General features: G+C 70.5%; 13 protein-coding genes and 1 tRNA gene. 6 read left to right on the top strand and 8 right to left on the bottom strand.

What is annotated here, in order from left to right; translation table 11 throughout:
* The first annotated feature begins 26 nt into the window (after positions 1–26).
* The 3 genes from WBL06_RS03055 to WBL06_RS03045 all read left to right on the top strand — a co-directional run bounded on the left by WBL06_RS03055 (position 27) and on the right by WBL06_RS03045 (position 1,258).
* A tRNA-Leu gene (locus tag WBL06_RS03055) sits at positions 27–110 on the top strand.
* Between the two features lie 111 nt (positions 111–221).
* The gene (locus tag WBL06_RS03050) at positions 222–962 is read left to right on the top strand and encodes a hypothetical protein (RefSeq protein ID WP_424454505.1); all 741 of its coding nucleotides are present in this window, start codon (positions 222–224) and stop codon (positions 960–962) included.
* Positions 959–1,258, top strand: coding sequence for a DUF1905 domain-containing protein (locus tag WBL06_RS03045; RefSeq protein WP_424454504.1), 300 nt, complete (start codon positions 959–961; stop codon positions 1,256–1,258). The genes WBL06_RS03050 and WBL06_RS03045 overlap by 4 nt, the downstream gene beginning before the upstream one ends.
* 8 nt (positions 1,259–1,266) lie before the next feature.
* Here the strand turns inward: WBL06_RS03045 and WBL06_RS03040 are convergent, their stop codons facing one another.
* The 4 genes from WBL06_RS03040 to WBL06_RS03025 are packed head-to-tail and all read right to left on the bottom strand — an operon-like array spanning position 1,267 to position 2,704.
* Positions 1,267–1,701, bottom strand: a complete 435-nt coding sequence (locus WBL06_RS03040) for a hypothetical protein (protein ID WP_424454503.1) — start codon at positions 1,699–1,701, stop codon at positions 1,267–1,269.
* Entirely contained in the window at positions 1,698–2,042 is a 345-nt protein-coding gene (locus WBL06_RS03035; protein WP_424454502.1) for a DUF2834 domain-containing protein, read from the bottom strand. The genes WBL06_RS03040 and WBL06_RS03035 overlap by 4 nt, the downstream gene beginning before the upstream one ends.
* Positions 2,029–2,337, bottom strand: coding sequence for a DUF4260 family protein (locus WBL06_RS03030; protein ID WP_424454501.1), 309 nt, complete (start codon positions 2,335–2,337; stop codon positions 2,029–2,031). The genes WBL06_RS03035 and WBL06_RS03030 overlap by 14 nt, the downstream gene beginning before the upstream one ends.
* 22 nt (positions 2,338–2,359) lie before the next feature.
* Positions 2,360–2,704, bottom strand: a complete 345-nt coding sequence (locus tag WBL06_RS03025) for a VOC family protein (protein WP_424454500.1) — start codon at positions 2,702–2,704, stop codon at positions 2,360–2,362.
* 44 nt (positions 2,705–2,748) lie between these two features.
* Here WBL06_RS03025 and WBL06_RS03020 point away from each other — a divergent pair, with 44 nt between their 5' ends.
* Together WBL06_RS03020 and WBL06_RS03015 are read left to right on the top strand one after the other, a co-directional pair.
* The gene (locus tag WBL06_RS03020) at positions 2,749–4,299 is read left to right on the top strand and encodes a DNA polymerase Y family protein (protein WP_424454499.1); all 1,551 of its coding nucleotides are present in this window, start codon (positions 2,749–2,751) and stop codon (positions 4,297–4,299) included.
* The gene (locus tag WBL06_RS03015; protein ID WP_424454498.1) at positions 4,299–7,676 is read left to right on the top strand and encodes an error-prone DNA polymerase; all 3,378 of its coding nucleotides are present in this window, start codon (positions 4,299–4,301) and stop codon (positions 7,674–7,676) included. The genes WBL06_RS03020 and WBL06_RS03015 overlap by 1 nt, the downstream gene beginning before the upstream one ends.
* A gap of 10 nt (positions 7,677–7,686) precedes the next feature.
* On the opposite strand, the gene WBL06_RS03010 is transcribed toward WBL06_RS03015, so the two are convergent.
* Both WBL06_RS03010 and WBL06_RS03005 read right to left on the bottom strand, forming a co-directional pair.
* Entirely contained in the window at positions 7,687–8,565 is an 879-nt protein-coding gene (locus tag WBL06_RS03010) for an oxygenase MpaB family protein (protein WP_424454497.1), read from the bottom strand.
* A 103-nt stretch (positions 8,566–8,668) separates the two neighbouring features.
* Positions 8,669–10,456 carry a DEAD/DEAH box helicase gene (locus WBL06_RS03005; RefSeq protein ID WP_424454496.1) on the bottom strand — a complete coding sequence of 596 codons (1,788 nt, stop codon included), beginning with the start codon at positions 10,454–10,456 and terminating at the stop codon, positions 8,669–8,671.
* 49 nt (positions 10,457–10,505) lie between these two features.
* On the opposite strand from WBL06_RS03005, the gene WBL06_RS03000 reads away from it, so the two are divergent.
* Positions 10,506–10,970, top strand: coding sequence for a nitroreductase family deazaflavin-dependent oxidoreductase (locus WBL06_RS03000; protein WP_424454495.1), 465 nt, complete (start codon positions 10,506–10,508; stop codon positions 10,968–10,970).
* On the opposite strand, the gene dinB is transcribed toward WBL06_RS03000, so the two are convergent.
* Both dinB and WBL06_RS02990 read right to left on the bottom strand, forming a co-directional pair.
* Positions 10,967–12,214 carry a DNA polymerase IV gene (dinB, locus tag WBL06_RS02995; protein ID WP_424454494.1) on the bottom strand — a complete coding sequence of 416 codons (1,248 nt, stop codon included), beginning with the start codon at positions 12,212–12,214 and terminating at the stop codon, positions 10,967–10,969. The genes WBL06_RS03000 and dinB overlap by 4 nt on opposite strands.
* 52 nt (positions 12,215–12,266) lie before the next feature.
* Positions 12,267–12,536: a GlsB/YeaQ/YmgE family stress response membrane protein gene (locus WBL06_RS02990; RefSeq protein ID WP_424454493.1), complete on the bottom strand. Its 270-nt coding sequence runs from the start codon at positions 12,534–12,536 to the stop codon at positions 12,267–12,269.
* Between the last annotated feature and the right edge of the window lie 82 nt (positions 12,537–12,618).

Below are 12,618 nucleotides of genomic sequence, written 5' to 3'. Positions count from 1 at the left end.
CGGTCGTCCTTGTGGGCGGCGCACTCGCGCGGGTGGCGGAAATGGCAGACGCGCTAGCTTGAGGTGCTAGTGCCCGAAAGGGCGTGGGGGTTCAAGTCCCCCCTCGCGCACGCGAGTGTGAAGGCCCCCGATCATCACGGTCGGGGGCCTTCCTCGCGTCCGGCCGGCACGGAGCCGGCGTGGGGTATCGCCTGTCGGCCCCGAGTGACAGAATCGAACACATGTTCGAGTCCGGAGCAGCAATGGCGGCCGTCGTGCTCGACGCGCCCCCGAGCAACGCCGAGGTGATCCGCGACCTGCAGGCGCGCATCCGCGGGATGCAGCGCAACCGCCTCGACACCCGCGCCATCCCGACGCACCAGGCGCTCGTCGATCTGCTCCCGGGTGGCGCGCTCGCGGCCGGCGGCCGGTATCAGGTAGCGGCATCCACGACTCTCGCCCTCGCGCTGTTGCAGGGGCCGAGTGCAGCCGGCGCGTGGTGCGCGGTCGTCGGCGTCCCCGACCTTGGGGCCGAGGCTGCGGCCGGGCTCGGTATCGACCTCGAGCGGCTCGTGCTGGTGCCGCATCCCGGCGAGCAGTGGATGGCGGTGGTTTCGGCACTCGTCGACGTCGTCTCGGTCGTGCTCGTGAAACCGCCGGTGCGCGACGGCCGTTCCCGAGTGCCCGAGGCGGCGGCGGGCAAACTCGCGGCGCGGCTGCGGCAACGCGAGGCGGTGCTCGTCGCGCTCGGTGAGTGGCCGCAGACGGATGCTGCCCTCTCGATCTTCGAAAGCGCCTGGGTCGGCCTCGGGTCGGGATTCGGACACCTCATTGCACGGCAGGTCACCGTGGGATCGGTGGCGTCGGCATGGCAGGGGCGGATGAAGTCGCGGCGGTTGTGGCTGCCCGGTGCCGACCAGCAGGTCGCCGGTGTGGGGCCGCGCGTGCGCGACGTCGTTCCTCTCCGTAGCGTTGTTCCGTGATCTATCTGTTCGACGCCGAAGCATGGCTGTGGGATGCGCGCCAGGGCGACTCGTGGGTGTTCGTCAGCCTGCCGGAAGAGGCATCCGTCGAGATCCGTGAGGTTGCCGGGGCCCTCCCCCGCGGGTTCGGGTCGGTGCGAGTCACCGTCACGCTCGGGGCGACGGTGTGGAAGACGTCGATCTTTCCCGACGCGAAGGCCGGCGTGTACGTGCTGCCGCTCAAGAAGGCGGTGCGCAAAGCCGAAGGCGTCGAGGCGGGCGACACCGTGACAGTGAAGGTCGAGCTCGACCTCTAGGCCGTCGCCTAGATTCCGCCGCCCCCTCCCCCGCCTCCGGGCTTCTCGGCACGGGGCTTCTCGGCACGGGGCTTCTCGGCACGGGGCTTCGTGCGCGGTTTCGCGGGCTTCGACGCGGCCGTCAGGGCGGCCTCGTCGGCGAGGTCGATCGCGGTACGCACCCAGTCGAGCCATACCCCGTTCGCCGCCAGTGGCATCCCGACCCAGTCGGTGAAGCCGTTGCGGCTCGGCTGCGGCGACCACGTCGCGGCGCCAGGGACCGCGAGGGCTTCGGCGTGCTCCGGGCGGTCGCGACCGAGCTTCACGGCGAGCAGGTCGCCGTTGAGGCAGGCGACCATTCTGCCCTCGCGCATCAGGACCGCCGACCCCATCATCCGTTTGCGTTCCACCTCGGGCCCGAGGGTCTCCACGATCCGGTCGAACTCCGGCATAGCGTCGGTCATGCCGCCAGTTTCCTCTCCCGCAGCGCCAGGAACAACGGCATCGCGAACGCGGCAGCCGTCACCGCGGAGAGCGGCAGGAAGAGCCACGCGTGGCGCATCCCGATGCGACGGCCCTCGATCACCAGGAAGACACCGACCGCGACCGCGAGAATCAACAGGTCGACCTGCAGCGACTGGGTGGCGAAGCCGTTCGAGCCCCACTCGACGAAGAAGTCGCTGCCTGCCCGGATCGCGAGGATGTTGAACGTCCAGGTGGTGATGAGGCCGACGATCGCCAGCACCAGGTAGACGAGCGCGAGGGGGGTCCAGCGCGGGGTGGCGGGGCGCTCAGGACGCGACATGTCGGTCCTTTCCGATGCGACCGAGGTGGGTGTGGGTGAAGCCGTCGACGAGTTTCAGCCCGTAGCCGAGCACGAGTCCCGCGATCACCAGGCCCGCGGGCCCGATGTAGGAGTGCACGGCGTTGTAGGCCGCGGCGCCCACCCGGCGGCCGGCGAGATAGCCGAGCGCCGAGAGGTCGAAGGCGAGGAACGCCACGAGCGGCCACCACCAGCCCGCGTCGGCCACGAAGAAGGCGACCAGGATGGCGACGGCGAGCAGGCCGTTCTCGATCCGTTGGGTGGGGATGGGTGACATGCCGGTGAGCCGAGAGTCGGGCTCAGACCTGCACGATGCAGAAGCGGTTGCCGTCGGGGTCGCTCAGCACGACGTAGTCGGCGTCGGGCTCGTACTCCCAGTCGACGGGATCGGCGCCGAGTTCGAGAAAGCGCTCGACGTCGGCGGCCTGATCGTCGCTGAACAAGTCGAGATGGTGGCGATGCGGCCCGTCGGAGTTGGTCAGCTTGAGTGAGAGCTGGATGCCCTCCTGCCCTTCGTGCGGCACGAGCATCGCCCAGTCGTCGTCGGGCGGCCGCGAGAGTTCGTAGTCGAGCGCCGCCGCCCAGAACTCGATGGCGCGCGGGATGTCGCGCACTCCCCACACCACGGACCCGATGGTGGCCATGCCCCCAGTTCACGCCGTCGGTGGGGCGTGGCACAATCGAACACATGTTCGAGTCATCCCGGCAACCCCGTCTGCTGGTGCTGTGGTGTCCCGACTGGCCGGTGCACGCGCACGCCCGGGAGGCGCGGTTGCCCGCCGACGCCCCGGCGGCGCTCATCGAAAAGAACATCGTGCTCGCCTGCTCGCCCGCAGCTCGTGCAGAGGGAGTGCGCCGTGGGATGCGGCAGCGCGAGGCGCAGGCGCGGTGCCCCGCCGTGCAGGTGCTGCGCTACGACCCGGCCCTCGATTCCCGGGCGTTCGAGCCGGTGCTCACCGCGCTCGAGGGGGCGCTTCCGGGTGTGCATCCGCTCCGGCCCGGGATGCTCGCGGTGCGTGCGCGCGGCCCGGCCCGGTACTACGGCGGCGAGACCGCGGCCGCACTCGCGCTGCTCGGAACCCTCGCCGAACTCGGGGTGCCGTCCGCGCGGGCGGGGATCGCCGACGGCTTGTTCGCCGCGGAACGCGCCGCGCGGTGGTCGGCGCCCGGCTCTGACGCGGTCACGATCGTCCCCGCCGGTGAGACGGGGGCATTTCTCGCCCCGCTGCCGGTCGGGCTGCTCGAAGATCCCGAGCTGGTGTCGCTGCTCCCCCGGCTCGGCATCCGTACCCTGGGCGCATTCGCCGCACTCGACGAGGCGGATGTCGCCGCGCGGTTCGGCCCCCTCGGCGCCCGGCTGCACGCCCTCGCCGCCGGCCGTGACCCGCGGCCGGCGACCCCGCGCATCCCACCGCGTGATGTCGACGCTGTCGTGGATTTCGAGCCCCCGCTCGCCCGGGTCGACCAGATCGCCTTCGGCATGCGCACGGCATCCGAACGCTTCCTCGACGAGCTGCTCGACCAGCGGCTGGTTTGCACGGCGCTGCGCGTCGAGCTGTTCGGCGCTGACGGCGAGAGCACCGACCGGGTCTGGCTGCATCCGCGGTCGTTCACCGCGGCGGAGGTCGTCGATCGGGTGCGGTGGCAGTTGGATGCCATCGCGGGCGAACTGCGCTCCCCCGTCGCCCGGGTGCGGCTCACCCCCGAGACCGTCGACCCGGTTGGCGCGCACGAACGCGGCATCTGGGGCACCGGGCCCGACGAGGGCGTGCATTCCGGGGTGAGCCGGGTGCAGGGCATGCTCGGCCACGGGGGCGTCGGCACCGCCGTTCCGGCGGGCGGGCGGATGCCGGCCGACCGCCAGCAACGGGTCGCCTGGGGCGATCGACCGGTGCTCACGCGCGACCCGCGGCGTCCGTGGCCCGGAGCGGTACCTCCGCCCTATCCGGCGACGGTGTACGAGATCCCCCGGCAGATCAGCGTCGAAGACGTGCGCGGCGCGCAGGTGTCGGTGACCGAGCGCGGGGTGCTCTCCGCGTCGCCGGCGGTCATCGTGTCGCCGACCGGTTCCCGCCGCGACCTCACCGCGTGGGCGGGGCCGTGGCCGCTTGAGGAACGCTGGTGGGATGCGTCGAGTGCCCGGGCGGCGCAGCGGTTCCAGATGGTGGATGCGCAGGGTGAGGCGTGGCTGCTCGTTCTTGACGCCCGGGGGTGGTGGGCGCACGGGAGGTATGACTGATGGGCGGCTGGCACAACCCGCCGTTCGACTGGAGCGAACTCGAACGACGGATGTCGGGGCAGGCTCCGAAGGCCGACGGCGCGACGGCGCACAACCACCGGCCGCGGTACCAGGCGCCCATCCTCGAGGCCCCCGACGAACCCGTCGTGCCCTACGCCGAACTGCATGTGCACTCGGCGTATTCGTTCCTCGACGGCGCGAGCATGCCCGAGCACCTCATCGAGGAGGCGAAGCGCCTGCGGCTGGAGGCCATCGCGCTCACCGACCACGACGGCTTCTACGGCGCCGTGCGGTTCGCCGAGGCCGCCTTGGCCCACGGGATGCCGAGCGTCTACGGCGCGGAACTCTCGCTCGGCCTGCGCACGCCGCAGAACGGCATCCCCGACCCGGAGGGAGCTCACCTGCTCGTGCTGGCCCGCGGTACCGAGGGGTATCACCGGCTGTCGAAGGCGCTCACCAAGGGCCACCTCGACGGCGGCGAGAAGGGCCGGCCGCTATACGACCTCGACGCGCTCGGCGACACCGCAGGCGGGCACTGGGCGGTGCTGAGTGGATGCCGCAAGGGCACGGTGCGGCAGGCGCTCGAGACGCACGGCCGGGATGCCGCCGGGCGCGAACTGCGCGCCCTCGTCGAGCGGTTCGGCCGCGACAACGTCATCGTCGAGCTGACCGACCGCGGCGATCCGCTCGACTCCGACCGCAACGACGCCCTCGCCGGGCTGGCGCGCGACCTCGGCCTGCCGATCGTGGCGACCGGAAACGTGCACTACGCCCGGCCGGAGCGCGCCCCGCTCGCGACCGCCCTCGCCGCCGTGCGGGCGCACGCGAGCCTCGACCAGCACGAGCCCTGGCTGCCGGCGGCGGGCGGCGGGTTTCTGCGCTCGGGCTTCGAGATGGCCGCCCGGTTCTCGCGCTACCCCGGTGCCGTCGCGTACTCGGTCGAACTCGCCCGTGAGACGGCGTTCGAGCTGCGCAGCGTCACCCCGCGGCTGCCGCAACTCGACGTGCCCGCTGGCTTCGACCTGATGGGCTGGCTGGCGCACGAGACCTGGCAGGCGGCCGCTCGCATCTACGGGCCGGGCATGCCCGACTCCCACCGCCGCCGCATCCAGAACGAGCTGGACGTCATCGCCGCGAAGGACTTTCCCGGCTACTTCCTGCTCGTGAAAGACATCGTCGACTTCGCGAGGGGGCGCGGCATCCTCTGTCAGGGCCGCGGCAGCGCTGCCAGCAGCGCCGTCTGCTACCTGCTGGGCATCACGGCGATCGACGCGATCTACTACGAGCTGCCGTTCGAGCGGTTCCTGTCGAGCATCCGCGACGAGGAGCCCGACATCGACGTCGACTTCGACTCCGACCGCCGCGAGGAGGTCATCCAGTACGTCTACGAAAAGTACGGGCGTGAGAACGCCGCTCAGGTCGCGAATGTCGTCACCTACACGCCGCGCAACGCCATCCGCGACATGGCGAAGGCGTTCGGGCACGGACCGGGACAGCAGGATGCCTGGTCGAAGCGGCTCGAACGGTGGGGCGACCCGATCGCGGAAGACCTGAAAGACATCCCGCTCGGGGTGCGGCAACTCACCGGCGAACTGCTCGGCTTCCCGCGGCATCTCGGCATCCACTCGGGCGGCATGGTGATGACCGAGCGCCCGATCGGCGAGGTGGTGCCGATCGAGCACGCGCGGATGGACAAACGCACCGTGTTGCAGTGGGAGAAAGACGACTGCGCCTGGATGGGGCTGGTCAAGTTCGACCTGCTGGGCCTCGGCATCCTGTCGGCGCTTCAGCACTCGTTCGATCAGATCCGCGCCGCCTTCGGCCGCGAACTCACCCTGGCGACGATTCCGAAAGAGGAGCCCGGCACCTACGACGCCCTGTGCCGGGCCGACGCGATCGGGGTTTTCCAGGTGGAGTCGCGGGCGCAGATGGGGCTGCTCCCCCGGCTGCAGCCGCGGTCGTTCTACGACCTCGTCATCCAGGTCGCGCTCATCCGGCCCGGGCCGATCCAGGGCGGCGCGGTGCACCCGTTCGTACGCCGTAAGCTCGGCGAACCGTTCGAGTACCTGCATCCCGACTTCGAGCCGATCCTCGGCCGCACCTTCGGCGTTCCGGTGTTTCAAGAGCAGGTCATCAAGATGGCGCGGGATGTCGCCGGTCTCGATCCCGAAGAAGCCGACCTGCTGCGCCGCTCACTCGGGTCGAAGCGCGGCACGATCCGCATCGGCACCCTGCGCGAGAAGCTCGAAACGGGGCTGCACGCGAAAGGCATCGATGAGCAGGGCATCGCGACGATCTACGGGCAGATCGAGGCGTTCGCGAACTTCGGATTCGCCGAAAGCCATGCCCTGAGCTTCGCGCTGCTCGTCTACGCCTCGTCGTGGCTCAAGCTGCACTATCCGGCGGCGTTCCTCGCCGGGTTGTTGCGGGCGCAGCCGATGGGCTTCTACTCCCCTGCGACCCTCGTCGCCGACACCCGGCGGCACGGCGTGGAGGTGCGGCGGCCCGACATCCTGCGTTCCGGGGTGTTCGCGCTTCTGGAACCGGTGGAAGGCGAGGGTCTGGCGGCCGAAACGGGGCTCGAGGGATGCTTCGGCGAGCAGTCACCCGTGCCGGTGTTCAATCAGAACGCTTCCGACACGACGGCCGAGCACCGGCGGGACGGCAACGCCGCGGTGCGGCTCGGGCTCGCCGGGGTGCGGGGCATCGGCGAGTCGGTGGCGAAGCGCATCGTCGCCGAACGCGACGGGTCGCGCGGTCCGTTCATCTCGATGGAAGACCTCGTGCGTCGGGTCGGGCTCACCACCGCGCAGCTCGAAGCTCTGGCGACCGCCGACGCGTTTGACGGGTTCGATCTCGCGCGCCGCGAGGCGCTGTGGCGGGCGGGCGCCGCGGCGGGTGACCGCGCGGAGTTCCTGCCGTCGAGCATCGTCACCGTGCAGCCGCCGCTGTTCGCCGACCCGACCTCATTCGAGACCCTGCGCGACGACCTGTGGGCCACCGGCATCTCGGTCGACGATCATCCGGTCGCACACCTGCGTGCCGCCCTCGACGAACGCGGCGTGCTGCCGTCGTCGGCGCTACGCACCCACGAGTCCGGACGCCGGGTGGAGGTCGCCGGCCTCGTCACCCACCGGCAGCGGCCGGGCACCGCGAGCGGCATGACGTTCATGAACCTCGAAGACGAGCACGGCTGGGTCAACGTCATCTGCTCGGTCGGCGTCTGGAAGCGTTACCGCCGCATCGCCCGCGAGTCGCCCGCTCTGCTGGTGCGCGGCATCCTCGAGCGCTCCGACGAGGGCGTCACCAACCTGCTCGCCGACGCCTTCGAGCCGCTCAGCGCCGGCGTGTTGCACCGCTCCCGCGACTTCCACTAGCCGGCGGGCTTCAGCCGAGTCGCCGCAGCCGCATCCGGGCGAAATCCTGGGCCCGCGGGCCGGAGCCGATCGCCCGCTGTGCGAACCAGAGTGCGGCGCCGGTGAGCGCTCGAACCGGCAGCACAGAGCGGCGCACCCCGAGCAGCCGACGGTACGGTGCCGGGATCGTCGACACCGCCGCAGCGAACAGCACCCGGTAGGCGATGCCGAGCGTGCCCGTGAACGGCGGCTTCCTGAGGAACCGCACGACGTCGGCCACGCGTTCGTCACCGCGGAGTTCGCCCCGCTCGAGATAGCCGTCGCGTCGCGCGCGCAACCCGTCTGCCGTGACCGGTGGCGCCTCGACGCCCATGAGCCGGCCGGCGGTGGCCCAGTCGCGCGCGTACGCGTCGGCGCCGCCGGGAATGGGCCGACCCCACACCTCGTGGCAGGTCAGGAACGCGTCGGCGAAGGTGACGTGCACCCAGTCGACCAGGTCGCCATCGGTCGCCGAATAGCGGCGCGCCGAGCCTTCCGTCGTCGTGTACTCGCCGGTGACCCGAGAGTGGAACCGCCCCACCCGCGCCACCTCGGCGTCGGCCTGCGCGGTCGAGCCGAAGGTGAGCATGACGATCCAGCGCACCGTGCCGGAGAGGCGTCCCAGCGGATCCTCCCGGTACCGCGACCAGTCGTGAACGCCCGCCATTGCGCCGGGGTGGAGGGCCTGCATGAGCAGCGCGCGGATGCCGGCGACGAAGGTGCCCATCCCGGCATGCACGATCCACGGCGCCGAGTCCTCGGCGAAGTACCCGGCATCGTCGCCCTCGGCGAGCTCGAGAACGTACGGTGCGGTGCCGTCGGGATGCCCGGCGACTGCGGTCAGCAGTTTCGCCCGGAGGGATGGTGCCACCCCTTCAGTCCATCACGCCGACGCGGGGCATCCTGACGTCCCGCCGTCGCCCACCCTGCGTCGATCGCCAGGCTATGACTCATCGTGCACCTCGCGCCCGGAGTCATCGACCGTTGATCCGTTTGCGCAGGATGTCGACCCGTGCCTGCAACTGGGCGACCGTCGCCCGCCCGACCTCGGGCCCGCCGCCGAGACGCCGCACCTCGGAATGGACTTGGGCGTGCGTTTCGCCCGTCGTGCGCGCCCAGATCGACACGAGGCTGTTGAGCAGCCGGCGTTGTTCGGCGAGCGACCGGTGCAGCGGCATCGGCGCCTGCCGGTCGGGCTCGTCACGAGAACGCTCGACACCACGTCGCTGCTGACGCGCCTGCCGCAGTTTGAGAAGGCGGCTGACGTCTTCCGGCTCGAGGATGCCCGGAATTCCGATGAACTCCCACTCCTCCGGGCTGCCGGGCTCGGCGAGCGTGCCGAAGTCCTGCCCGTCGTAGAGCACCTTCTCGAAGGTCGCGACCGAACCCAGGGCCTGCCATTCGTACTCGTCGAGCAGCTCCGCCGATGCGGCCTCGCGCTCCTGCGCGCGCTCCAGGCTCTCGTCGTCGAGCAGTTCGTCGTCGGCGCGCTCCCGATCGAGAGCGTGGTCGCGCTCGCGTTCGAGCTGCGCCGCGAGCTCGAGGAGAACCGGCACGCTCGGTACGAAGATCGACGCAAGCTCACCCCGCCGTCGCGTGCGCACGAAGCGCCCGATCGCCTGGGCGAAGAAGAGCGGCGTCGACGACGAGGTCGCGTAGACCCCGACCATGAGGCGCGGCACGTCGACGCCTTCCGAGACCATCCGCACCGCCACCATCCAACGTTGCGTGCCGTTCGTGAAGTTCTGGATCTTGTCGCTGCCACCCACCTCGTCGCTGAGCACCACCGTGGGAACGTGGCCGGTGAGGTCGGTGAGGATCGTCGCGTAGGCGCGGGCGGTGACGTGGTCGGTCGCGATGACCAGACCACCGGCGTCGGGAACGTCGCGGCGCACTTCCGAAAGCCGACGATCGGCGGCAGCGAGCACCGCGGGGATCCAGTCGCCGTCGGGGTCGAGAGCCGCACGCCAGGCCTGGGCGGTCACATCGGCGGTGTCGCCCTGACCGAGCGCCGCCTCCATCTCGTCGCCCTGCCGCGTGCGCCAGCGCATCGAGCCCGCGTAGGACAGGAACATGACGGGCCGCACGATGCCGTCCGCAAGTGCGCGCCCGTAGCCATAGGCGTAGTCGGTCTGCGACAACCGGATGCCGCGCTCGTCACGCAGGTAGCTCACGAAGGGAATGGGGGCGGTATCGGAGCGGAACGGCGTGCCGGTCAGCGACAGCCGACGGGTCGCCCCCTCGAACGCCTCCCGGATCGCATCGCCCCACGACAGCGCGTCGCCCCCGTGATGCACCTCGTCGAGGATCACCAAGGAGCGCTTCGACTCGGTGAGTGCCTTGTGCAGTGACGGCCGCACGGCCACCTGCGCGTAGGTGACGGCGACCCCGTGGTACGGCCGGGATTCCCGCGAGTGCTTGTTGCTGAACCGCGGATCGAGCCGGATGCCGGCGCGGTGCGCGGCATCCGCCCACTGGATCTTGAGGTGCTCCGTCGGGGCGACGACGGTGACTCGGTCGATGACTTTGCGTTTCAACAACTCGGACGCGAGCCGCAACGCGAATGCGGTCTTACCGGCGCCCGGGGTCGCAGACACGAGAAAGTCGCGAGCGTCGCGCCGCAGGTACTCGGCGAGGGCCTCCTCCTGCCAGGCTCGCAGTTTGGCGACGGTTCCCCAGGGCGCGCGTTCGGGGAAGCTCGGAGAGAGGTGCTCGGCCGCCGCGGTCGCCCGGAACACGGGCACCTCCGACGACTCGCTCACTTGATGAGACGTTACCCGGTGCCGCCGACAGGAGCCCTAGGGTCGAGCAATGACTGAAGACACCGCGCCCCGTCGCTATCTGAAGCCGGGTGGTTTCACCAGCCGCGTCTTCAACCCGTTCGTCGCCTGGTTGGTACGCAGGGGCGTGAACGTCGCGGGCGCGGCGATCCTCGAAGTCGTCGGACGGCGCAGCGGCGAGCCGCGTCGCACACCGGTCAATCCACTTCCGCTCGCCGGCGAGCGCTACCTTCTCGCACCTCGCGGCGAGACCGAATGGGTGCGCAACATCCGCGTGTCGGGCGCCGCCGCCTTGCTCCGGGGTCGGCACCGTGAACCGATCACCGTCGCCGAGGTGCCGGATGCCGACAAGCTTCCGATCATCCGCGAGTACCTCCGGGTCTGGGCCTGGGAGGTCGGAGCCTTCTTCGAAGGGTTGTCGGTGAAGTCCTCTGACGACGACGTGCGTGCCGTTGCGGCCGACTTCCCGGTCTTCCGCATCGCGAGGGCCAACTAGGCCGGCTCGCCCCGCATCGGCATCCGGCGGTCGGGGTCGTCACCGAGCAGCGTGGCGGGACGCACCAACGAGCGACCGAATTTCGCGGTGATCGCGTCGACCGCGTGCTCGGCCTCGCGCCAATCCCCGTCGTCGTCCCAGAGCCCCGCATCGACAACCCGACCGACGAGTTGCTCACCACGCACGCCGAGCAGTCGCACAGGTTCGCCCGCCCGACCGGATTCCGCATACAGCGTGCGGGCCTCCTCGTAGAGGCGACGCCCGAGGTCGGTGGGCTCCGGGAGGGTGCGGGAGCGGCTGATCGTCGAGAAGTCGGCGAAGCGCAGCTTGAGGGCCACTGTGCGGGCTTGAACGCCCGCTCCTCGCAGACGCGCCCCGACCGCGTTCGCCAGGCGCAGCATCTCTTTCTCGAGCTCTGCGACGTCGGCGATGTTGGTCTCGAAGGTGCGCTCGTGCCCGATGCTCTTCTCGAACTGTTCGGTCACCACCTGACGAGGGTCGCGTCCCCACGCCAGCGCGTGGAAATGGGCGGCCATCGCGGGGCCGACCGCTCGGGTCAGCGCGTCCAGCGGCACGTCGGCGACATCCGCCACGGTGCGCAAGCCGAGCCTTTCGAGCTTCTCTGCCGTCTTCGCGCCCACGCCCCACAGCGCGGAGATCGGTTGCGGGTGCAGGAACGCCAGCGTGTCGGCTTCGGGGACGACGAGCAGTCCGTCGGGCTTGGCTCGGCTCGACGCGAGCTTCGCGACGTACTTCGTCGCCGCAGCTCCGACCGAGCAGCGCAAGCCGGTCTCGGCGAACACGCGCTCCCGGATGAGCGTGCCGATCTGCCACGGGGCGCCCATCAGACGCCGAGCCCCCGCGACATCCAAAAAGGCCTCGTCGATGCCGAGCACCTCGACCATCGGGGTGACGTCGCGAAAGATGTCCATCACGATGCCGGAATACTTCGTGTAGCGGTCGTAGTGCGGCTCGAGCACGATCGCCTGAGGGCATCGACGCAGGGCGACGGCCATGGGCATCGCCGAATTGACCCCGAACTTGCGAGCCTCGTACGTGGCGGCGGTCACGACCGAACGCGCAGAGGGGTGCCCGACGATGACAGGCTTTCCCACCAGCTCGGGATGCTCGAGCAGCTCGACCGACGCGAAGAACGCGTCCATGTCGACGTGCAACAGGTGTGCGGTGAGGTCGTCGACGGGCGACGCGGTGACCTGCCGCCCGCTGCCGTCCTGCTTGCTCACCCCGCCATCCTGTCACCGGCCGCCGTCACCAGGCCGCGACCGGTGACGACGTTCACGCCTTCGAGCGGTTGCGGGTGATGAGCCCGAAGAGGAGCAGCACGATGACGGCACCGCCGATGGCGAAGAGCCACGAGGTGATCGACCAGAAGCCGTTGACGCCGTAGATATCTTCGCCCGTGACCATTCCGCCGATCCAGCCGCCGAGGGCGGCCCCGGCGAGGCCCAACAGGATCGTCACGATCCAGCCGTGCTTCTGCTTGAGGATCACCTTGGCGATGATGGCGGCGATCAGACCGAGGATGAGGAACGGGATGAAACTCACGGCAACCTCCTGACGGGGCGCGCGTCTCGCGTCCGCTGCTGTAGTCAAGCAGCTGCGGCCGCGCAGCCAGAGGGGGCCGGGC

The sequence above is a fragment of the Pseudolysinimonas sp. genome, assembly GCF_049651805.1.
Taxonomy (GTDB): Bacteria; Actinomycetota; Actinomycetes; order Actinomycetales; family Microbacteriaceae; genus Pseudolysinimonas_A.
This window is presented reverse-complemented; position numbering and strand designations above follow the sequence as displayed.

Bases quoted from the DNA above. Each gene is read 5' to 3' on its own strand.
- WBL06_RS03000 (WP_424454495.1), top strand. From the start codon at position 10,506: ATGACTGAAGACACCGCGCCCCGTCGCTATCTGAAGCCGGGTGGTTTC.
- WBL06_RS03025 (WP_424454500.1), bottom strand. From the start codon at position 2,704: ATGGCCACCATCGGGTCCGTGGTGTGGGGAGTGCGCGACATCCCGCGC.
- WBL06_RS03040 (WP_424454503.1), bottom strand. From the start codon at position 1,701: ATGACCGACGCTATGCCGGAGTTCGACCGGATCGTGGAGACCCTCGGG.
- WBL06_RS03050 (WP_424454505.1), top strand. From the start codon at position 222: ATGTTCGAGTCCGGAGCAGCAATGGCGGCCGTCGTGCTCGACGCGCCC.
- WBL06_RS03015 (WP_424454498.1), top strand. From the start codon at position 4,299: ATGGGCGGCTGGCACAACCCGCCGTTCGACTGGAGCGAACTCGAACGA.
- WBL06_RS03030 (WP_424454501.1), bottom strand. From the start codon at position 2,337: ATGTCACCCATCCCCACCCAACGGATCGAGAACGGCCTGCTCGCCGTC.
- WBL06_RS03020 (WP_424454499.1), top strand. From the start codon at position 2,749: ATGTTCGAGTCATCCCGGCAACCCCGTCTGCTGGTGCTGTGGTGTCCC.
- WBL06_RS03035 (WP_424454502.1), bottom strand. From the start codon at position 2,042: ATGTCGCGTCCTGAGCGCCCCGCCACCCCGCGCTGGACCCCCCTCGCG.